Origin of the sequence: Bacillus sp. FSL K6-1218 (assembly GCF_038006445.1) — a bacterium.
Lineage (GTDB): Bacteria > Bacillota > Bacilli > Bacillales > Bacillaceae_G > Bacillus_A > Bacillus_A thuringiensis_S.
Map to the genome: position 1 here is coordinate 4,740,963 of NZ_JBBOVE010000001.1, position 22,306 is coordinate 4,763,268.

Consider the following 22,306-nt stretch of genomic DNA (forward strand, 5'->3'; position numbering starts at 1 on the left):
CTACAAAACGTCTTTTTCATAATAAATAAACCTCTTCTTAATCTATTTACAAAAATAATCTCCAAGACTATTTTTATTTCAAATAAATAAAACTCCCTTAATTCCTTAAGGGAGTCCTGCAATTGAATCCATATTATCTGTATTAGGGACAGCTTGCGCTATACCCGATGTATTTACACTTTGCCCCATATTTGTTCCTGTTACAGTACCAGCAGGGGTGCCCCTTGTATATGTCGTCGTCACCGAATCTCCTGGTTGTAAACAAAGTTTTGTCTCCGTCCCTATTACTGTAACAACATCAATCCAGGTGCACCCCATTGAACCACTATATGATTTCGAAGCAGTAAATGAAGTATCACTCAAATTATCACCTGTAAATATATTCCCAGTGTTATTCACAATAACAAACTCTTTTATATGCGCAGGCATAATTACACTCTACCTTTCCTTTACGAACCTAATGTACGTGTACTCGTTGCCAAAGGCGGAAGGAATACCGATGTTCTAATCACCGCTTCTGGCTGCCTTTTTCCATTTAAAAAAATAGCAGCACTCGATCCTCCAGCACCTGCATATACTTTCGCCACAGCTAAAGGCGAGATATCATAGCAGTCGCCGACATTAACAGCTCCTGTATTATTAATAATTTTTACTTTACGCAAATTAATCCCCATTTACCCCTCCTCCTTTTTTATACTGTATGCAAAAAAAAAAAACTTGAAACAGACTCGTTTCAAGTTTTTAACTATTAACTATTTCGTTTCACCTTCATATTGAAGCATACCGCCAACCATGTTCACTGTTTTAAATCCTTGCTCATTTAAATAATGACATACATTTTCACTGCGCATTCCTGAACGACAAATAAAGATATATTCATTCTCTTTATTAAAGAACTCTACTTTATGTGGGATATCGCCCATTTTAATATGTACAGCTTCTGGAATCTTTCCTGCCGCTACTTCTTCATCTTCTCTTACGTCTACTAGAAATAACGTTTCTCCATTTTCTAAACGCTCTTGTACCTCTTCTGTAGTAATTGTTTTAACTTCTGTCATATGTAGTTCCTCCTTATATACAATAAAACCTTTAGTTTCTTTTCCACAAACATTCTCTACCAATTTTAGCATGCAAAAGAAAGAACGCAAAGAATCGAAAAGCTATTTCTCAATTTTCTCGCAAAACTTATTCTTTACAAACATAACTAGCACATTGTATCCTCAATATACTTGTTTTATGAAAGGAGTCGATTAAAATGACGCTTTTTCTTTTCATTATGGGCATTGTGTTCTTACTCGCTGCAATTATTGCCCTTAGTATGAAAAATAATAGAAAAATAAAATCCCCACAAGAAATGTCATTCTTATTTCTATTGCTTAGCATAGCGTTTTTCGGTATAGCAATCGCTACATATATTTTCCGTCTACAAATTATGTAAAAAAAGGTGCCTACTACAAACATTGCACCTTTTCCCCATCATTTGTCTTCTACACAAAACTAGATACTCTCCGATTCAAAAATTCATAAACTTTTTTTTCAAATAAATGAATATCAAATGCTCCTGCCATATGCCCATTTATACTTTCTATCTCATACACTTCCGCATATTTTCCTTGTTTTTGCAAAATATCTACCATTTTATAATTATAACGAGACGGCTGAAGCAAATCTTGTTTACACGGAATCATAAGTACATTCGCTTCTATGTTAGAAAGAGATTCTTCTAGTGAAGAAAACCCATATGCAATATCATGCAATAAAACTGCCTTCGCAGTATACATCCACGAATTTGCATCTACTAACTCTATACTTCTATATGTCGCTTTATTTATCTCTTTTTCAAATGATGTTAGTGTAGAAAACTTTTTATAAGGTTCTATCTCTATACTATTACGAGGAAATGCCATTTCATAAAAATGCTCATCAAACGCGTTCATAAACATCATTCTATTTGCTAAATGAAGCCCCTTTATCGGCTGCTCTTCTCCATATTTTCCATCTTTCCAACTTGGATCCAGTTGAATTGCCTCAATCGCATTTTGCGCTACGTTTACTGACGTAATAATTGGATTTTGTGGGTTCGTAATAACGCCAATCATCCGCTCTACCATATATGGATAGTGAACCGCCCATTGTTGTGCAATCATTCCCCCCGCCGACGGTCCGATTACAGCATGTAACCTTGAAATTCCCATACCTTTTATTAACTCATATTGCATACGAGCCACATCAAGAAATGTAAAAACCGGAAAATCCATAGCATATTCTTCTCCAGTTTCTTTGTTAATTGATTTCGGTCCTGTTGTAATCACATATGGATTTCTCACCTGCACATTACAAAAATTATCCGTACATATAACAAAATACTTATTTGTATCAATTGCTTTTCCAGGTCCGATGAGCCCATCCCACCAACCAGACTCCTCATCATGCACTGTATATTTTCCTGCCGCATGACTTGTTGCACTAAAATAATGACAAACCAAAATCACATTTGACCTTTCTCTATTTAACGTACCATATGTCTCATATCCCATTTGAACAGGCATTTCCCTGCCATTTTCAAACGTAAACTCTTTTAAAACAAACTTCTCCTTTTTTACAATTTGCACAGCCTCTCCCTCTCCCCGTTATAGTATGAACTGCTTACTAAAGGTTTTTTTCTATGCAAACTAATCTCCTTCTTCTTTTCATAAATAAATGAATAATATACAAAATTAGCCACAAAATAGCACTATATTACACAATTAAAGAGGGCATACATATGATTTGGAATTGGTTACGTAAGAAAAAAAAATCAAATACAACAGAGGCAAAAGAAGCCGATAACTGGAAGCAGCAGTCTAACAATCCAGATGACGATAACAACGAACAGACTAGAAGTATGAAACATACTAAAGGTAAAAATAACGAGCGAGATGATTCTTCTCAAGATAAACAGCAAAACTCTAAGCAAGATGATTCTTCTCAGGAGAAACAGCAAAACTCTAAGCAAGATGACTCTTCTCAGGAGAAACAGCAAAACTCTAAGCAAGATGACTCTTCTCAAGATAAACAGCAAAACTCTAAGCAAGATGACTCTTCTCAGGAGAAACAGCAAAACTCTAAGCAAGATGACCCTTCTCAGGAGAAACAACAAAACTCTAAACAAGATGACCCTTCTCAGGAGAAACAACAAAACTCTAAGCAAGATGACTCTTCTCAGGAGAAACAGCAAAACTCTAAGCAAGATGACTCTTCTCAGGAGAAACAGCAAAACTCTAAGCAAGATGACTCTTCTCAGGAGAAACAACAAAACTCTAAGCAAGATGACTCTTCTCAGGAGAAACAACAAAACTCTAAGCAAGATGACTCTTCTCAAGATAAACAGCAAAACTCTAAGCAAGATGATTCTTCTCAAAGTAAGCAACAAAGCTCTAAACAAAATGATTCTTCTCAGAATAAGCAACAAAGCTCTAAACAAGATGATTCTTCTCAAAGTAAGCAACAAAGCTCTGGAGGTAATAGTATTTATGACTTTACCAAACCAGAAAAAGACCGTATTCATTCTCTACAAGATTTAATAGAGAAACTTAAAAAGTCTAGTGATTTTATTAATTACCATACATCTGACGATGAAACGATGCCTTATTGGATTTCTTACTATCGCCCTTCACTTGATGGAGAGAAATTACAGAAATATTTAATGCCCACTCTTTTAGAAAAACATTGTGCTTCTCTAGAACAACTAAAAGAACATATTCCGATGAGCGGCATTACAATTACGAATGACTTACAAAAAATTGAAGACATGGTTTTAAAGGGGCATGCGATTATTCAACTGAACCAGCAAGATCAAAAGTGCATGCTTGCAAACATTGCAATTGATAATTACCGGGCGCCAAGTCCTCCATTAAATGAATCGACAGTTATTGGTCCTCAGGAAGGTTTCGTAGAAGCTATCGATACGAATATTAATTTAGTACGAAAACGCCTTCCTGTTTTAGAGCTACAGACAAAAGAAATGATTGTTGGAGAGTTTTCAAAAACAAAGGTTGTCATGATGTATTTGGACAACCTCGCTGAAAAAGAGAATGTAGATTTTCTAGAAGAATCATTGCGTGCTCTTGAATATGATCAAATTAATGATAGTGCTTATATCCAAGAATTAATGGGAGAAAAGTCGATTTTCCCTCTCTATATCAATACAGAGCGTACTGATAGAGTTACAAAAGCACTAATTGATGGAAAAATCGCTATTTTTGTTGATGGTTCCCCAAGCGTGTTACTTACACCAGTATCATATTTTGATTTTTTCATTTCACCAGAAGACTATAACGTCTCTTGGCTATACGCTACATTTTCACGCATTTTACGCCTTATCGCTGTTCTATTTTCAATTTGTGCTACACCGTTATACGTTGCAGTTTTAAATTATCATTATGAACTCATTCCAAGTGATTTACTTGAAACTTTAATTTTATCAAGGGCACAAGTACCGTTTCCACCTTTAATTGAAGCGCTCTTTTTAGAACTCGCAATTGATTTATTAAGAGAAGCTGGCGCAAGGTTACCGATGAAAGTTGGTCAAACTCTCGGTATTGTAGGCGGTATCGTAATCGGGCAAGCATCTGTACAAGCTGGTTTAACGAGTAATATTTTATTAATTATCGTTGCCTTATCAGCACTTGCTTCCTTTATTACGCCTATTTATAAAATGGGTAACGCCGTTCGATTACTACGCTTCCCATTTCTAGCATTCGCAGAAGTAGGAGGGCTCTTCGGTATTTCTCTTGGATTTATCTTCTTATTTACGCATCTATTCAGGCTTACTTCCTTACGTAAGCCGTACGCTTTGTTTTATCCGACAAGACAACAATCCGTTAAGGACTCTTGGATTCGTTTTCCTTTAACAATGATTGATACAAGAGATGTACAAGCAAGACCACAACATGTAAAAAAATCAGCAAAAGGGATTTCAACAAAACATAGATCGGACTTTGATGATTAAGAAATGAGGTGCATTGATGAGTAAAGTTCAAGAAAAATATCAAATATCTCCTATCTTTGTTTTCTTCTTAATTCACGGTGCACAATTTGGAGCTGGCGTTCTCGGCTTCGCTCGAATTATAGCAAAAGCCGCCGGATACGACGGCTGGATAGGAGTTCTCCTCACAGGAATTATCATTCATATTCTCATCTGGATGATGTATTATTCATTAAAAAATACAGAAGGAAACTTAATTGATTTACACAAACAGATTTTTGGAAAATGGATTGGAAATGGTATTAGTCTCATCTTTATGGCTTATTTTTTTATTGTAAGTATTTCTGTCGTTCGAACCTATGTCGAAATTATTCAAGTGTGGATGTTTCCTAGCGCATCCACCTGGATGCTCACTTTCTTTTTATGTTTAATAAGTTATTACATTATTTCATCAGGATTCCGCGTCATTACAGGAATTTGTGTTATTTCCGTTGGTGGAACATTAGGTTATCTTTTTCTAAGTCTTTTCATTTTGAAATTCTCACATTGGGATAATTTACTTCCAATGTTTTCACATTCTTTTACAGATATTTTGAAAGCAGCTCAACTATCCATTTATAGTATGACAGGATTTGAAATTTTCCTTATGGTTTATCCGTTTGTTAAAGAACCAGAAAAATCTCATAAATTTGCACAATATGGTGCATTATTCTCTAACTTCTTATATTTATTTAGTACGATTCTCGCTTTTACATTCTTTAGCGAAAAACAACTACTCAAAACAATTTGGTCTCAACTCTCAATGACACAAGTTATTAAGCTTCCTTTTATTGAGCGACTTGAGTATATTGCTATTTCCGGTTATGCTCTCGTTATTATTACAAGCTTTATTCTACCTTTATGGGCCGCTACTCGAGGAACGCATGAAATCTTTCGTGTAAAACAACGAGGTATTTTAATTGCATTTATGCTTATTACCTTAGTTGTTTCACAACTTTTAACAAATAGGCATGATATTAATGATTTTATTAGTAATACATCTAAAGTTAGTTTTTGGCTTATATATATATATATCCCAATTCTATTTATTATTGTGTGGGTGAAAAAAAAATGGACAAAACCAAAAAAAAATTAATACTTCTTATTTGCATCAGTATCTTCAGTCTAACTGGTTGTTTACAAAAAAATATTATTGATGATGTTCAGCTCATTCAAGGAGCCGCCTTCGATACAGCAAAAGATAATAAAGTAAAAGTTACATTTGTTTGTCCCATACAAAAAAAGGGAAATAAAGTTCAAGTTTATGAAGGAACAGGAAACGCAGTAAAACAAGTAAAGGCAGATACATCTTTAGAATCTTCGCAACCGTTCGCAAGCGGGCAAATGCGTGTTGCCTTATTCACAACAAAGATTGCTAAAAAAGGATTATCAACTTCCTTTGACACATTAATTCGTGATGTGAATATTGGTAACTCACTGTATGTTGGACTATTAGAAGGCAGTGGTACTGAACTATTTAAAGGAAAATATAGTACCTCTTACAATGTTGCGATTTATATAAAAAAAATGTTAGAACATAATATGGACACTGGGCCTTTGCCAACTGACAATTTATATTTAGGTGCCTTCAGGTACTACCGTGAAGGACAAGATTCTTATATGCCTATCCTAAAAAAACATGGTGATAAAATAAAAATTACTGGTATCGGTCTTTTGAAAAAGGATAAGTTGGTCGGAACAATTAAGTATCACGATATGTTTGTTTTCAAAGGACTGCTAGAAAAACACCGCTTGGACTCACATGAATTTAAAACCAATCCTGGCTATGCAATGATTAATAACATTCGTTCCGTTCCTACCTACGAAGTAAATATAAAAAATGGAAAACCTTCTTTCTATATTCATGTAAAAATGGAAGCTCGTATTCAAGAATTATCTCGAAAATTCAACTTAGAAAATAAAAAGAACACGCAAAAAATAGCGAAAGCGGTTGAGAAACAGTTAGATGCAAAAGCTACAAAACTAATTAAACAGTTTAAATCCTTAAATGTTGATCCCCTTGGACTTGGAGCAAAATATAGACAACATTATCGCCCATTTAAATTAGAAGAGTGGCGAAAAATGTACAAAGATGTGCCAATTAAAGTAAAGTACACCGTTGATATTACAAATTCTGGTGTAATTGAATGAGAAATGATTGAACTCCTCTCTCCAGCATGATACAACGGAGAGAGGAGTTTTTTATTATCAAATAGAGAGAGAAGATATTTATGGGGGAGCTTATGTCTAAAAAATTAGTAAAGCCTATTTTAAATGGTATTTTATTTCTCGGCGTCTTTTTATTTGCTCATACATACTTGAAAAATGTTTCCTTCACACGTTACTTGCTTGCCGTTATACCAATGTTACTGATCGGTATATTCGGCATTGATCTTATTTTATCTATTTTAATTAAGAAAGAAGAATAACGAGCGAACATCTTATTTCGATAAGATGTTCTTTTCATTTCATAATCACCTTATGTTACAATAAACTTCGGCATAACGTAAGAAAGGATGAAACAACATGACAAACGAAAAAGGTTTAGATAAAGGATACGAACTCGTTGCGAAAATGCATGAAGTATTCGGACATCCTGTAACAAATACCCCAACAAAATTAACAGAAGAGCGCGCAAAAATCCGTGCGAGTTTTATGCAAGAAGAGCTAGAAGAATTTCTAGAAGCAACGACTGTTGAAGATCAATATGATGCACTGATTGACCTTATTTACTTTGCATTTGGAACGTTTGCCGAAATGGGCGTACGTCCAGATAAAGGATTCGAAATTGTAAATAACGCAAACATGGCAAAATTATTCCCTGATGGGAAACCTCGATTCCGCGAAGGCGATGGCAAAATTCTAAAACCAGAAGGCTGGCAAGCGCCAGAGCCACAACTTCGTGCTGAAATCGAACGTCAACGCCAAGAAGCTGAAAAAAACTGCTAGGATTTCCTAGCAGTTTTTTATTATTTCTTTTTTTCTGCAATTTATTAATGACCCACGTGTCCCGCGTGTCCTGCTGCTCCACTAATGCTAGCCGCTCCTGCTGCTGCCCCTGCTCCTCCTGCTCCAATTCCACCTGTCCAAGGAGAAGATTGTTGCTGTTGATATTGTTGGTATTGTTGGTGCTGTTGACCATGTTGACCATGTTGCCCTTGATGACCGTGTTGTCCTTGATGACCGTGTTGCCCTTGGTGACCATGGTGACCATGGTGACCGTGTTGCCCTTGATGACCGTGTTGCCCTTGGTGACCATGGTGACCATGATGAGCGTGCTGGCCTTGGTGCGTTTGATAAAGAACAGCTTGCGGATGAATGTGGTGGTGTCCATGGTGATGTACTTGTTGCTGATGACCCTGGTGGTCTTGGTGATGATAGTGTCCATGGTGACCGTGTTGGCCTTGATGATGATGGTGTCCTTGGTGCCCTTGGTGCTGATGGTGTCCATGATGTCCTTGGTGCCCTTGGTGCTGATGGTGTCCATGATGTCCATGTTGACCTTGATGGTGGTGATGTCCTTGGTGCCCTTGGTGCTGATGGTGTCCATGATGTCCATGTTGACCTTGATGGTGGTGATGTCCATGATGTCCGTGAACAACTTGCGGATACCCACCTATTCCTCCAGCTACAACACCTATTCCTGGTACCGGAAATCCTGTCTGCACTCCTCCAACGAAAGAAGGAAATGTAGTTGGTGCTCCTACTGGAATTCCTGTCTGTACACCAGCTACTGATGTTGGAAATCCCCCTGTTATTGTAGGCATTCCAGCCCCTGATGTCGAAAAGCCTCCCATTGATGTAGGCATTTCAGTTTGCATGCCAGCTACCGATGTTGGAAATCCGCCCGCGCCTCCCCCCATCCAGCTCGGAATTCCACTGTATCCTTGTTGTCCTCCTCCCATTAACATCATTTGTTCATAACTATCCGATCCACCTCCGAAGAAGCCATGTGGTGCATTATTGTCCATCCCTTTCATTCCTTTCACCTCTTCTACTCAATTTAGCCTACCTTTTTTATCATATTTCCTATAGAAAAATAGGTGTTTGTCTGTATGGGAATTCCGCTCTTTTATTTGTACGTAATGGAATAATTAAAAACTTAGACTAATCTAATCCATAGATGATTTTCTACACAAAAAAGCTCAGAGCCTAAATGCTCTGAGCTTTTATTTAGCGTTAATTAGTTTGCAACAACGTTAACAAGTTTTCCAGGAACAACAATTACTTTACGAACTGTTTTCCCTTCAATTTGGTCTTGAATTGCTTCAAGTGCAAGTTGTTCCATTTCTTCTTTTGATGCGTCTTTACTCATTGTTAGTTTTGTGCGAACTTTACCCATAACTTGAACAACGATTTCAACTTCATCTTCTACAAGTTTAGACTCATCAAATGTTGGCCAGCTTGCATATGTGATTGTCTCATTGTATCCAAGTTTGCTCCATAGCTCTTCCCCGATATGAGGTGCAACTGGTGCGATCATTTTTACGAAACCTTCTACATATTCTTTCGGAAGTGTTTCAGCTTTGTATGCATCGTTGATGAATACCATCATTTGAGAAATCGCTGTATTGAAGCGAAGCTCTGCATAGTCTTCTGTTACTTTCTTCACTGTTTGGTGATAAGCTTTTTCAAGCTCTTTATTTGGTGCATCAGTAATTTTCTCGCTTAATTCACCGTTATCTTGAATGAATAGACGCCATACGCGGTCTAGGAAACGACGAGCTCCATCAAGACCATTTTCAGACCAAGCGATTGAAGCGTCTAATGGTCCCATAAACATTTCGTATAGACGAAGTGTATCTGCACCGTGGCTTGCTACGATATCATCAGGATTTACAACGTTACCTTTTGATTTACTCATTTTCTCGTTGTTTTCACCTAGAATCATACCTTGGTTAAATAATTGTTGGAACGGTTCTTTCGTTGGAACTACACCGATATCGTATAATACTTTATGCCAGAAACGAGCATATAGTAAGTGAAGTACAGCGTGCTCTGCACCGCCGATATAAATATCAACTGGAAGCCATTGTTTTACTTTTTCAGGATCTACAAGTGCTTCGCTATTGTTTGGATCGATGTAGCGTAGGTAATACCAGCAGCTACCAGCCCATTGCGGCATTGTATTTGTTTCACGACGACCTTTTTTACCCGTTTCAGGATCTACAACATTTACCCACTCGTCAATGTTAGCAAGTGGTGATTCACCTGTACCTGAAGGACGGATGTTTTCTGTTTTCGGAAGAACTAATGGTAATTCTTCTTCCTTCACAGCTGTCATTGTCCCATCTTCCCAGTGAATTACCGGAATTGGCTCACCCCAGTAACGTTGACGGCTGAATAACCAGTCACGTAGACGGTACGTTACTTTTTGATTTCCTGCGCTCGTTACTTCAAGCCATTCAATCATTTTTGCGATTGCCTCTTCTTTATTTAATCCATCAAGGAATGCTGAGTTTACGTGTGCACCATCACCTGTGTACACTTCTTTCGTAATATCTCCGCCTTTTACAACTTCCTTCATCGGAAGATTGAATACTGATGCGAATTCATAGTCACGCTCATCATGAGCTGGAACTGCCATTACAGCACCTGTTCCGTAAGTTGCAAGAACATAGTCAGCAATCCAGATTGGTAATTTCTCACCGTTTACTGGGTTAACTGCGTAAGCACCAGTGAATACACCAGTTTTCTCTTTCGCAAGTTCTGTACGCTCTAGGTCACTCTTCATTTTTACAGCGTTAATGTAAGCTTCTACCGCTTCTTTTTGTTCTGCTGTTGTAATTTCTGCAACAAGTGCATGTTCCGGAGCTAGTACACAGTATGTTGCACCAAATAGTGTATCAGGGCGCGTTGTGAATACTGTGAACTTCTCGTCTGTACCATCGATATTGAAGTGTACTTCTGCACCTTCAGAACGACCGATCCAGTTACGTTGCATATCTTTTAAACTTTCTGGCCAATCAAGTTCATCTAGATCTTCTAATAGACGATCTCCGTAAGCTGTAATTTTTAACATCCACTGTCTCATCGGACGACGCTCAACTGGATGTCCACCACGCTCACTCTTACCATCAATGATTTCTTCGTTTGCAAGTACTGTACCAAGTGCTGGACACCAGTTTACAGGTACTTCATCAACGTAAGCTAAGCCTTTTTCAAATAGTTTTAAGAAGATCCATTGTGTCCACTTATAGTAGTTTGGATCTGTTGTATTTACTTCACGGTCCCAATCATAAGAGAAACCTAGTGATTTAATTTGGTTACGGAACGTATTAATATTATGCTCTGTAAATTCAGCTGGGCTGTTTCCAGTATCAAGTGCATATTGCTCTGCTGGAAGACCGAATGCATCCCATCCCATTGGATGAAGAACGTTATATCCTTGCATACGCTTCATACGAGATAAAATATCTGTCGCTGTATAACCTTCTGGATGTCCTACGTGTAGGCCTGCACCTGATGGATATGGGAACATATCTAGTGCATAAAATTTTGGTTTTTCTGTTTCATCTGGCGTACGGAATGTTTTATTCTCTTCCCAGTACCCTTGCCACTTCTTCTCAATATCTTGATGATTAAAGCTCATGAGATACCCTCCTTGAAATTCTATTTATTTTCACCGCCCAAAATACAAAAAACCTCTCATCCCTAGAAAGGGACGAGAGGTTATAGATTCCCGCGGTACCACCCTAAATTAATGTAAAAATATACATTCGCTTAGATCCGTAACGTGGATTAACGGCAATTGCTACTATTAGTTTCACAACTGCAACTCAAAGGCGAGTTCATAACGAAACGTGGATTGACTTGCACCGACCGTCAACTCTCTAAACCCGCTTCTATTACTACTACTCCTTCTCACTGTTATTACACATATGAGTTAATGTGAACTACCCTCCACTTAGTATCTCTAAAAAGCTTACTTAAAGCGGGCTTCTCGGTTATTCGTTACTTTTAATAACTAACGAATTCGTCTTAAGACAGCCGAGCTATCTCCCTTGTTCAAAAGGTTATTTTATTTAAATATATTCTAAAACATGTTACATGTTCCGTCAAACTAAACTGCAATTTTTTCTTCAACTGTTTCTTCTACTTTTACTCGTTTATCATAAATGCTCGTTGCTATAAGCGCTACTACAAGCATTACCATGATTGCTATAAACAATACTTCCATATTGTATAAATCCACAATCGCTCCGCCAACGACCGGCCCGAACATTTTCCCTACAGTCGCCGCGCTATTTACGATCCCTTGATAAAACCCTAATTTATCTTTTGGTGCAAGTATATTTGCAATCGTTGGAACCGCAGGCCATACAAATAACTCACCAATTGTTAATGTTACCATCGCAACGAGGAACATCGTAAATTGCTGCGCTTGACTTAATACAACGAATGACGCCGCAAAAATGATAATTCCAATCATAATTTGCTGTTTTAAAGAACGCTTCATCCAGCGAATTAGCATACTAACTAGCGGCTGCGCACAAACGATCATTGCTCCGTTTATCGTCCATAATAAACTATAGTGACGAAGGCTAATATTCAATTCTTGCATATGTGTTGCAATCGCCCCTTGCCACTGTACGTATGTAACCCAGCATAAAGCATATGCTACACACACGATAAGAAGTGCTTTAAATCCAGGTGTAAGTGACCAACCTTTTTTCATTTCGACTTCTTTTTGCACTCTTGGATCCTTCTTGTCTTCCATACCACGGAATCCAATAAAAGCAATTAAGAAGAAAACAAAGTATAAAATAAAGTTCGCTAAGAAAATATAATCAAAACGATACGAAGCAACTAATCCACCACATGCTGTTCCGATCGCAATACCAACGTTTTGTCCAACGTACATCGCATTAAATGCTCGTCTGCCGCCTTCTGGCCAAACCGTACCGACCATCGCATACATCGATGGGAAGACCATTCCAGAACCGAAGCCGATTAACGCTAGCCACACAACATATAACGGCCAACCGTGGAAGAACACAAGACCTAAAATTGATACAAGTGTAATCACAATCCCTACTAAAATTGATTTATAGCCGCCCCATTTATCAAATAAAACACCACCGAGCAAGTTTCCGATTACACCAGTAAGCGAGTTGATCATTAATACCATTCCGGCCACAGATAAAGATTTTCCTAGGTGATCATGCAAATAAATTGTATTAAAAGGCCATAAAAAAGAAGCACCCGTGACATTAATAATCATCCCAGCTACTAATAGCCATACTTTCCTTGGCATAGTTTCCCCTCCTATTCTATTTTTTTCGTTCATATATATAACAGTAAAATTGTAGTCGTTTTTAAATAGGAAGGCAACTGATTAATAGTTGATGAAATTCAGATAATGGTTCGTCGGTAAATGAAATTATATTGGTTGCTGCATGAAAATATATCAGCGATTTTTCAATTATATCGACTTACTGACAAAAAACGACATCAGTAACAATATATAAATAAGGGAGACTGCATGAACTTCATGCAGTCTCCCTTATTTATATTATCCAACTTCTTTTTCTCGCTTCGCACGTTCTTTAGCGCTCCATTTAAATATTTTATCTAATACTGAATATATTCTCCCAGATTCTTTCGTTAACAAAGGTCCTAACGATGCCAATATTAAAACATACAGGGCTGAGAATGGTTTAATCGTTGCCATTAAGCCGCCCGCAATTCCAATATTCGCGACGATAATGGAAAACTCTCCGCGTGATACAAGTGTTAAACCAATATTCGTAGAAGCCTTATGCGATAATCCCGCTTTACGCCCTGCAGCCATTCCAGCGGTAAAATTACCGATAAGAGTAATGAAAACTGCTCCTAATGCCAACCACACTGCTCCTCCAAGTGAAAATGGATCTATACTTAAACCGAAGCTGAAAAAGAATATAGCTCCAAAGAAATCACGAAACGGAACAACGAGCTGTTCAATCCGATCACTATGCTCCGTTTCTGAAAAGACGAGTCCTAGTAATAATGCTCCAATCGCCTCTGCAACATGAATCGTTTCTGAAAATCCTGCTACAAAGAACAAAATAGCGAATATTACAATAATAAAAATTTCATTGGATGAAATATCTAACATTTTATTTAAAAATCGCGTAGCTTTTCTAGCAACTACAAAGAATAGTAGCATATACCCTACCGCGATTAAAATAGATGTAAGAGCACCTACAAATGACGTTGCCCCTCCGAGTACTAATCCTGAAACGACTGATAAATATACCGCTAAAAAGATATCATCAAACATAATGATTCCTAAAATTAGCTCCGTCTCTTTATTACCAGATCTTCTTAAATCAACAATTACTTTCGCAACAATTGCACTCGATGAAATTGTTATGATCCCAGCAATAATTAATGTTTCTAATAAGGGGAAACCCATTATATATCCGTAAAGTAAACCTAATATAAAATTAAGCGATATATGAACAGTTCCCCCAAAAGCAATTGATTTTCCTGATTTAATTAATTTTTTAATTGAGAATTCTAAGCCTAAATAGAATAAGAGGAATATAACGCCAACACGGCCGAGGAAGGAAATAACTTCTCCGCTTTCAATAAATCTTAAATCGATAAGCCCTAAATCTGGGGCATGAGGCCCCACTAACATACCGAGTATAATGAGAAACGGAATAATCGAGAACTTTAACTTTGCAGCGAGAATAGCTGCAAAAGCGACTAATACTAACGCAGTTCCAACTTCAAAGATTAAAGTATCCATCGATTATGAATCCCCTCCTACTGAAAGCAACTCATTAATAATTCTTTTTACTTCATGTCTTTCGCCTGATAATACGAGCATATCGCCAGCTTCAATGATAGAATCTGGGCCTGGATTAAAGAACTTCTTCATATTCTTTTTCAAAATGGCAATAATTGTTACGTTATATGCGTTTCGGACATGTAAACTACCAATTGTTTTTTGTACGACTGGTGCATTATTTTCCACCTTAAACCACTCAATTGATAACCCTTCAAAAGCCATTTCAATCGTATCTAAAGCTTGTGGTCTATATACCATTCCGCCCAATATAGCTGCAATTTGTCTCGCTTCGGAATCTCGAAGCGAGACGCTTGAAATACTCTCCTCATGATCAGCATCAAAATGGTACATTTCTCTTCGGCCATCATCATGAATAACGATAACCATCTTTTCATTACCTTTTGTAATCACTTCAAACTTACATCCAATACCCGGCAGTTCACTCTCTCTAATATTCATATTTTCCGCCTCCTAATTTTTTTAGTTACGGCTTTTATAAATCGACATCAATCTCCGTTTTAAAGGTCTCATCCTTTGAGATACCTAAATACTTTAGCGTCTCTGATGGAGTCGCGTGATGAAAATGTTTTTGCAATAGCGCAATCGCTATCCCTCTTTTGTACGCATGAAATCCAAACGTTTTTCGCATTGAATTCGTTCCGATCTTACCAACAACTCCAACTGCTTCTGCAGCATTATGAATTACACGATACGCTTGTTGGCGCGTAATTGAATTTGGCGTTTTATTAGATTGGAATACGTAATTTTCTCTTTTAACGCCAATAGATTGTACGTAATCTAAAAGCGCTTCTTTTACTTTTGTATTTAAATAAATATCTTGTTTAAATTTTTCATCTTTCACAGGAAGAGCATAAAACTCTTTAACAGTCCCGTCTTCATTTAATACATCTTCAAATTTCATGCTAAGTAGTTCTGTAATTTTTAATCCTGTGTTAATTCCAATAACAAATAAAAGATAATCTCGCTGGGAGTGCTCTTTTAAATATTTTTTCATAGCCTCAATTTGGCTTATATCTTTTAATGCCTCTACAACTTCCATACATGTATTCTCCTCATCTTATGAACGGTAATTTTCTCATTATGTTGTCCATTTTACCTTATCATGCTATGAGATTTCCATGTGTTATCCATTATTTTCACAATATACTCAGGTGGTTCTGAAAACTTTCAATGTGGAAACTTACGATTGTATAAATACGTTGCGGTAAAAAAATGTGGGGATAAAAGTTCAGCTTCTTTCTACAGATTGGATTCCTCCTTTCCTTATACAGCTACTTCTACTTTTATATTACGTTACTTACTTACATTATATTATACATTTCAGTAACATTAAAGTATTTTTTCTGAAAATAATAAAAACCGAGCGTTTTTGCTCGGTTTTTATTATTAATCTTCTTTCGGAAGAACAATTCCTTTATACAATTGAACTGTAATGAAGTAATAAATCGCATAAATAACTACGAAAATTACAATTGGTACCCAAATACGGAAGTACGGATCGATTAAAATAAATCCGAAAATATTCATACCAACTAATACGTGAGCGATACCCACAATTGCTGGGAATAAGAATACTAAGAATAACTCTTTATAAATCGATTTCGTTAATAACTCACGGCGCACACCGATTTTACGAAGCATTTGATAACGCGTAATATCTTTTGATGCACCAGAAAGAATTTTAAACATAAGACAGCTTGCCATCATTGCTAAGAACGCAATTCCAAGGAAGAATCCCATAAATACTGTTCCACTCGCAATGCCATAGAACCCACTATAAGCTTGATATTTACTATCCATTTGTTCAGCTTTTACATTTTTATATTTAGCTAGCTGCAACTCGTCAATTTTTTTCCATTCTTTTGTGTATGCTACGAAATCGTCTGTTTTTCCAGTAAATACGATTCCTTCTTTACCATTTACAGTATCGTACATTTTTTGATCTACAACTTTAATGGCACGATCTTGGTATATATAATATGGTTGGATTGTTCTAAATGCCTCATCCCATTCTTCAGGCATTGCTTTTTCATTTTTATCTTGTTCTGATCTCACTCCTGCTACTGTACCTACTGGAGCTTCTCCTGAAATTTCTTTATATTTACCGAAACTTTCTTTACCTACACCATCTCGAATAAATGGCTTATGTTTCTCTAAATCTTCTTTTACATAATAAATATATTTGTCGTCTACTTTATAACGGTACTCAGCTTTATTTTTAAATGATATACCATCTAAAATTTTCTTCTCTTCAGCTGTTGGATTATGAACTACTGAATCATATATTACTAAACCATCAACCATTTTTATAACGTTATTTTTAAACGCCATACCACCTGAAATCGCACCAGCTCCAAGCGCTACTAACATCGCTACTGTCGCAAGTACTTTCGTTAAACTATTAATGCGGAAATTTAATTGAGCAAATGTAAAAGCGTTAAGCCCTTTTTCACTACGCTTTTTATTACTTTTTAACTTTTTCATAATAACTGGAAGAAGTGATCCAAATAGCATGTAAGTACCAGCTGTTGTTGTAATTAATGCAATAAGGATTCCCATTTCTCTTAGTTTTTCCATGTAAATCATTGATGCATAGCCAATTCCTAATAAAATAACAGCAAGGATTGCAACGACACCTGTCATTTTTCCTTTTACCGCAACACGCTCTGTTTGTGCATCCGCATGTACAAGTTGCAGTACAGAAATACGTGATAATTTAATACTGTTCATAATTGCTGATAATACAAATAGCGCAAAGAAGAAGATGCAAGTAACAGTCATAGATGGAAGGTAAAATGCTTTATAGCCTTCACCAGCAAATTCCAATTGTTTCATTAATAATTGACCAATACCTTCTGCAAGTCCTACACCAACCGCAATTCCGATTGCAAGAGACGCAGCACCTAATACAATCGTTTCAATAAACATAAGTAATGTAACTTTATGCTTTTTTGCTCCTAACATCATATACATACCAAACTCTTTTTGACGAAGAGATAGTAGAAACGAGTTCGCATATAAAATATAGAAGAACGTTATAATAGCTAGTAAAAATGAACCTGCTTGGAATACGAATCCAATTGATTGAATAACTGAGTTAGATTCGATAAACGCTTTATTCAGCGCTAACGTTTGGAACATATAAAAAATTGAGATAGACATGACAAGACCAACAAGTAAGACGATATAATCTTTCAGCTTACTCTTCAGCCCCGACATGGAAAGTTTGAATAACATGCTCTAGAACCTCCTTTCTTACGCTTTTTGTGTGCCTAGGTCCGCAAGCACATCTAAAATTTCTTTATAAAACTCTTCACGTGTACCACCGCGATGAATTTCTTTATACAGCTCACCATCTTGAATGAATAAAATTCGCTGACAATAACTTGCACTATACGGATCATGTGTAACCATCATAATAGATACGCCTTGTTCTTTGTTTAAGTTTGTCATCGCATCAAGTAAGCTCGCTGCATTTTTAGAATCAAGAGCTCCTGTTGGCTCATCCCCTAAAATAATTGCTGGCTCATGCACAAGTGCGCGCGCTGCTGCTGAACGTTGTTTCTGCCCACCAGATACTTCAGATGGATACTTTTGAAGAATTTCTGTAATCCCTAACATACCCGCTACTTTTTCTACTTTTGGTCCAATGTTACGTGATGAAACACCTTGAAGAGAAAGTGGAAGTGCAATATTTTCATAAATAGATAAGTTCTCTAATAAGTTGAAGTCTTGGAAAATGAATCCTAACTTTTGTGAACGAAAATCAGAAAGCTCACCTTGTTTCATTTTCGTAATATCCGTGCCCGCAATTTCAACAACGCCGCCCGTTGCTTTATCAAGTGTTGAAATTACGTTTAATAATGTCGTTTTACCAGAACCAGATGGTCCCATAATCCCTACAAACTCACCCTCTTGAATTGAGAATGAAACACCTTTTAACGCATGTGATTGGTTCTCACCTTTTTTACCGTACACTTTTTGGACGTTTTTCACGTCTACAACTGGTTTCGTCATATATATCCTCCTACGCTTGTTTTTCCATTACCTATTTTGCGCTTTTTGGAAGTGAACTGCTATTTGTTAACATTACATTTACCTTACACTTTTGTAATATAAAAAAGATGAGTGTGTAAGGTTCGTTGATAAATGAAAATTTTATTAGCGATTTCCCCACTTTTATCAGCGATTCGCGAAGGAATATCGCCTTACCGAATAAGATGACAATAAAAAATAGGCTGCTCCACAAAAGGAACAGCCCACTTTTCTCTTTATTTCTTTAAAGGTGTTACCGTCCAATACGTAACAACTCGCCAAATCCATTCTAATGGCCCCATTTTAAAGACCTTCATCCAAATTACACTAAATACAATTTGAATTGCATAAATTGCAATACACACATATAACGTCTGCATGTACGTTAAGTTTTCTGCAAAGTTAAATACACTTCCTGCGATTAAAATCATTGCAGTTTGTCCAATATAATTCGTTAAAGCCATTCGGCCATAATATTTCAGTGGTGCTAACAATGTTTGAATTGGTTTTAATTGAAGTAATAAAATTAATGCTCCAACATAGAAAGCTGAAATAATCGGTCCAACTGTAACACCAATTTTTAAAAATTGGCTTGCAGCATTCATTGTTCCATCCTCATTCTCAAGTATCATATTTATAAATGGTTCAGCAGGAACGTGCCCATATTGATACCATACAGCTATGACACTTAAAACAAACATAATACCTGTAAAAATAGCGACTTTCTTTATATTTTGCGTGAGATTTTCAAATACACGATATTGTCCTGCAGCAAGCCCCAATAAAATTAAGCCAAGTGGTAATAACTCTTTAACTCCCATTACACTGAAGGCAATTGTCAAAATAAGTCCTAGTACTAAGTTCACTTCTTTTTTCGCTTTATAAAACGGTAAAACGATTAACCCGCAAATTGCGTATAATGCTAATGCTTCTCCAGGCTGAAACATTTGATGAATTAGACCAAAAATAAATAATGCTACTAAGCGACGTAAAAATAAAACATAGCCATTCTTCCCTTTCGCAATCGCTCTTGAAATAAAGATATAGAATCCCACTCCAAATAAGAATGAGAAGATTGAGAAGAAACGACCTTCTACAAATAAGTATAAAAATCTTTGATAGCTAGCATTCACTGTATTAGGATCTGGAATTTTAATGTTAAGTAGTGCGAGAATATTTACTAAAATAATCCCTAGTAGTGCAAAGCCACGAATGTAATCTAACTCATCAATTCGCTTGTTTGTAATATTGTTCCCCATAAAGCAACTCCTTGTATAAAATTTAATCCTTCCTTACTCTACTGAAGAAAGTTGCTCACAACTATCGACAAACCTTACGGTAATCTTACATTATTGTCATATAACAAAATAAAACCAGGTCATATTGCGACCTGGTTTACTCTGATTGCTTCGATTTTTGCGGTTGTCCTTTTTTACTATTACGCTGTTTTACTTGAACAATCGGATCAAGTTCATTCGAAAATTCAGCGTTATGTCCATTTTGCGTTTTTTGCTCTGGATTATTTTGATCTGAACGTTTCGCCATTACATTCACTCCTTATTAGTGCGGTGTAATAATCATTTGATGTTGCAGTTGGCGAATTGCCATGCGTGCTCTATTTAGCTGCTCACGTTGCTCATCATTTGCATGTTGTTGCATCGTTTGTAAATCATTATATGCTTGTTCTAATTGCAACTGCGCATCCGAATACTCCATCGTATTATAATGCTCTTGTCTCATACCTTGGTCTAATTGTTCTTTCGCATATTCCACCGCTTGTTCCGCTTGTGTAATATACGATTCAAGTGATTGACGCTCTGCCATAATTGTCCCTCCTTGCTTCAATTCCCCTTTAGTGTGTCCCTTCCTTATGAACCTTATGAGTATGTTATAATGGATTTTGTGTTATTTTGACTCGGCTTAGGAGGGAAAGTAATGAAGGTTCAAAACCCTTTTCCATATACAAACGATAATAAACGTTATCATACATGGAATTATCATTTACGAAATGAATTTGGTGAAAAAATCTTTAAAGTTTCATTAGATGCTGGCTTCGATTGCCCGAACCGTGACGGTACAGTTGCTTATGGCGGTTGTACATTTTGCAGTGCTGCTGGATCTGGTGACTTCGCTGGCGATCGCCGCGATGATGTTATAACGCAATATCATGAAATGAAAGAAAAAATGCGCTCAAAGTGGAAAGACGGAAAATGTATAGCTTATTTCCAGGCGTACACAAATACACATGCTCCACTTGAAGTGTTAAAAGAAAAATTCGAACCGCTTCTAGCAGAAAAAGACGTTGTCGGTCTTTCTATCGCAACTCGTCCAGATTGTTTACCGGACGATGTTGTTGAATATTTAGCGGACTTAAATAAACGTACGTACCTTTGGGTTGAACTCGGACTACAAACCGTTCATGAACGTACTGCAAATCTTATTAATCGCGCTCACGATTATCCGTCTTATGTGGAAGGTGTAAATAAATTACGTAAGCACGGCATTAAAGTTTGCTCTCATATTATTAACGGTCTTCCACTTGAAGATTACGACATGATGATGGAAACAGCTCGTGAAGTAGCCAAGCTTGATGTACAAGGAATTAAAATCCACTTACTTCACTTATTAAAAGGAACGCCAATGGTGAAGCAATATGAAAAAGGACAACTAGAATTCCTTTCTCTTGAGGATTACGTAAGTCTCGTTGTTGATCAACTTGAAATTATTCCAAAAGACGTAATTGTGCACCGTATCACAGGTGACGGTCCACCTGATTTAATGATCGGTCCAATGTGGAGCTTAAATAAATGGGAAGTATTAAATTCCATCGATGCAGAATTTGTACGCCGCGGAAGCTGGCAAGGAAAATATGCAAATGAGGAGAAACAAAAATGAAATTAGAACGTGTATTACCGTTTGCTCGCTCGCTTCTGCAAACGGCAGTAAAAGAAGGCGATTACGCTGTAGATGCAACTTTAGGAAACGGCCATGACACTTGCTTCCTAGCTGAAATCGTTGGAGATAGCGGAAAAGTATTTGGATTTGATATTCAAAAAGAGGCAATCGAAAGCTCAACAACTCGTCTAAAAGAAAAAGAACTTTTTGAACGTACTGTTTTAGTTCACAATAGTCACGATACTCTTCTATCCGTATTACCAGAAGATGCAAAAGGAAAAGTAACAGGCGCAATTTTCAACTTAGGTTACCTTCCAGGCGGAGACAAGCATATCGTTACAAAACCGAACTCAACAATCTCAGCGATCGAACAACTATTAGAAGTAATGGCACCTGAAGGTATCATCGTTCTTGTCATTTACCACGGACATCCAGAAGGACAATTAGAACGCGACGCTGTACTTACATTTGCTGAAAAACTAGACCAAAAACAAGCTCACGTACTACGATATGGCTTCATTAACCAGCAAAATAACCCGCCATTTATTGTGGCGATTGAAAAGCGATAA

At 36.9% G+C, this 22,306-nt stretch carries 23 protein-coding genes and 1 other annotated feature; of the genes, 8 read left to right on the forward strand and 15 right to left on the reverse strand.

Features of this window, described 5'->3' with window-relative positions; translation table 11 throughout:
- Positions 1–105 precede the first annotated feature (105 nt).
- From MHI26_RS24240 to MHI26_RS24250, 3 genes are all read right to left on the reverse strand, one after another.
- On the reverse strand, positions 106–429 hold the full coding sequence (locus MHI26_RS24240; protein ID WP_001110855.1) for a hypothetical protein: 324 nt from the start codon (positions 427–429) through the stop codon (positions 106–108).
- A 20-nt stretch (positions 430–449) separates the two neighbouring features.
- Positions 450–674, reverse strand: a complete 225-nt coding sequence (locus tag MHI26_RS24245) for a spore germination protein (RefSeq protein ID WP_000512463.1) — start codon at positions 672–674, stop codon at positions 450–452.
- A gap of 78 nt (positions 675–752) precedes the next feature.
- The gene (locus tag MHI26_RS24250) at positions 753–1,058 is read right to left on the reverse strand and encodes a rhodanese-like domain-containing protein (protein ID WP_000141209.1); all 306 of its coding nucleotides are present in this window, start codon (positions 1,056–1,058) and stop codon (positions 753–755) included.
- A gap of 197 nt (positions 1,059–1,255) precedes the next feature.
- Between MHI26_RS24250 and MHI26_RS24255 the strand changes: the two genes are divergently transcribed.
- On the forward strand, positions 1,256–1,438 hold the full coding sequence (locus MHI26_RS24255; protein ID WP_000171888.1) for a hypothetical protein: 183 nt from the start codon (positions 1,256–1,258) through the stop codon (positions 1,436–1,438).
- A gap of 49 nt (positions 1,439–1,487) precedes the next feature.
- Here the strand turns inward: MHI26_RS24255 and MHI26_RS24260 are convergent, their stop codons facing one another.
- Positions 1,488–2,612: an alpha/beta fold hydrolase gene (locus MHI26_RS24260; protein ID WP_061667146.1), complete on the reverse strand. Its 1,125-nt coding sequence runs from the start codon at positions 2,610–2,612 to the stop codon at positions 1,488–1,490.
- A gap of 152 nt (positions 2,613–2,764) precedes the next feature.
- Between MHI26_RS24260 and MHI26_RS24265 the strand changes: the two genes are divergently transcribed.
- From MHI26_RS24265 to MHI26_RS24285, 5 genes are all read left to right on the forward strand, one after another.
- Positions 2,765–4,990, forward strand: a complete 2,226-nt coding sequence (locus MHI26_RS24265; protein WP_340809041.1) for a spore germination protein — start codon at positions 2,765–2,767, stop codon at positions 4,988–4,990.
- Between the two features lie 16 nt (positions 4,991–5,006).
- Positions 5,007–6,101: a spore germination protein gene (locus MHI26_RS24270; RefSeq protein WP_061667145.1), complete on the forward strand. Its 1,095-nt coding sequence runs from the start codon at positions 5,007–5,009 to the stop codon at positions 6,099–6,101.
- On the forward strand, positions 6,077–7,156 hold the full coding sequence (locus MHI26_RS24275) for a Ger(x)C family spore germination protein (RefSeq protein WP_061667144.1): 1,080 nt from the start codon (positions 6,077–6,079) through the stop codon (positions 7,154–7,156). The genes MHI26_RS24270 and MHI26_RS24275 overlap by 25 nt, the downstream gene beginning before the upstream one ends.
- Before the next feature lie 92 nt (positions 7,157–7,248).
- Positions 7,249–7,434 (forward strand): hypothetical protein, encoded by a 186-nt coding sequence (locus tag MHI26_RS24280; protein WP_000038776.1) that lies wholly within the window; start codon positions 7,249–7,251, stop codon positions 7,432–7,434.
- 97 nt (positions 7,435–7,531) lie between these two features.
- A complete protein-coding gene (locus MHI26_RS24285; RefSeq protein WP_000180554.1) occupies positions 7,532–7,954 on the forward strand; it encodes a hypothetical protein in 423 nt (140 codons plus the stop codon).
- A gap of 44 nt (positions 7,955–7,998) precedes the next feature.
- On the opposite strand, the gene MHI26_RS24290 is transcribed toward MHI26_RS24285, so the two are convergent.
- From MHI26_RS24290 to MHI26_RS24340, 11 genes are all read right to left on the reverse strand, one after another.
- Positions 7,999–8,994: a hypothetical protein gene (locus MHI26_RS24290; protein ID WP_445661874.1), complete on the reverse strand. Its 996-nt coding sequence runs from the start codon at positions 8,992–8,994 to the stop codon at positions 7,999–8,001.
- A 194-nt stretch (positions 8,995–9,188) separates the two neighbouring features.
- On the reverse strand, positions 9,189–11,597 hold the full coding sequence (gene leuS / locus MHI26_RS24295) for a leucine--tRNA ligase (RefSeq protein ID WP_000009440.1): 2,409 nt from the start codon (positions 11,595–11,597) through the stop codon (positions 9,189–9,191).
- 65 nt (positions 11,598–11,662) lie between these two features.
- Positions 11,663–11,882 (reverse strand) — a binding site (T-box leader).
- A 186-nt stretch (positions 11,883–12,068) separates the two neighbouring features.
- Positions 12,069–13,262 (reverse strand): MDR family MFS transporter, encoded by a 1,194-nt coding sequence (locus MHI26_RS24300; protein ID WP_061667142.1) that lies wholly within the window; start codon positions 13,260–13,262, stop codon positions 12,069–12,071.
- A gap of 258 nt (positions 13,263–13,520) precedes the next feature.
- Positions 13,521–14,744 (reverse strand): cation:proton antiporter, encoded by a 1,224-nt coding sequence (locus tag MHI26_RS24305; RefSeq protein ID WP_000380172.1) that lies wholly within the window; start codon positions 14,742–14,744, stop codon positions 13,521–13,523.
- Between the two features lie 3 nt (positions 14,745–14,747).
- Positions 14,748–15,245, reverse strand: a complete 498-nt coding sequence (locus MHI26_RS24310) for a cation:proton antiporter regulatory subunit (protein ID WP_061667141.1) — start codon at positions 15,243–15,245, stop codon at positions 14,748–14,750.
- A 34-nt stretch (positions 15,246–15,279) separates the two neighbouring features.
- A complete protein-coding gene (locus tag MHI26_RS24315; protein ID WP_000454206.1) occupies positions 15,280–15,846 on the reverse strand; it encodes a tyrosine-type recombinase/integrase in 567 nt (188 codons plus the stop codon).
- A gap of 347 nt (positions 15,847–16,193) precedes the next feature.
- On the reverse strand, positions 16,194–18,044 hold the full coding sequence (locus MHI26_RS24320; RefSeq protein ID WP_000897773.1) for an FtsX-like permease family protein: 1,851 nt from the start codon (positions 18,042–18,044) through the stop codon (positions 16,194–16,196).
- Positions 18,045–18,062: 18 nt separating this feature from the next.
- Complete coding sequence (locus MHI26_RS24325; protein WP_000165856.1) at positions 18,063–18,824, reverse strand: ABC transporter ATP-binding protein; 762 nt, start codon at positions 18,822–18,824, stop codon at positions 18,063–18,065.
- 254 nt (positions 18,825–19,078) lie between these two features.
- Entirely contained in the window at positions 19,079–20,101 is a 1,023-nt protein-coding gene (locus tag MHI26_RS24330; protein WP_061667140.1) for a DUF418 domain-containing protein, read from the reverse strand.
- A 136-nt stretch (positions 20,102–20,237) separates the two neighbouring features.
- Positions 20,238–20,387 (reverse strand): hypothetical protein, encoded by a 150-nt coding sequence (locus MHI26_RS24335; RefSeq protein ID WP_001129340.1) that lies wholly within the window; start codon positions 20,385–20,387, stop codon positions 20,238–20,240.
- A 15-nt stretch (positions 20,388–20,402) separates the two neighbouring features.
- Positions 20,403–20,666 carry a YtzC family protein gene (locus tag MHI26_RS24340; RefSeq protein WP_000840869.1) on the reverse strand — a complete coding sequence of 88 codons (264 nt, stop codon included), beginning with the start codon at positions 20,664–20,666 and terminating at the stop codon, positions 20,403–20,405.
- 111 nt (positions 20,667–20,777) lie between these two features.
- On the opposite strand from MHI26_RS24340, the gene MHI26_RS24345 reads away from it, so the two are divergent.
- Together MHI26_RS24345 and MHI26_RS24350 are read left to right on the forward strand one after the other, a co-directional pair.
- Positions 20,778–21,737: a TIGR01212 family radical SAM protein gene (locus MHI26_RS24345; RefSeq protein ID WP_061667139.1), complete on the forward strand. Its 960-nt coding sequence runs from the start codon at positions 20,778–20,780 to the stop codon at positions 21,735–21,737.
- Positions 21,734–22,306 (forward strand): class I SAM-dependent methyltransferase, encoded by a 573-nt coding sequence (locus MHI26_RS24350; protein WP_061667138.1) that lies wholly within the window; start codon positions 21,734–21,736, stop codon positions 22,304–22,306. Before MHI26_RS24345 ends, MHI26_RS24350 begins: the two co-directional genes overlap by 4 nt.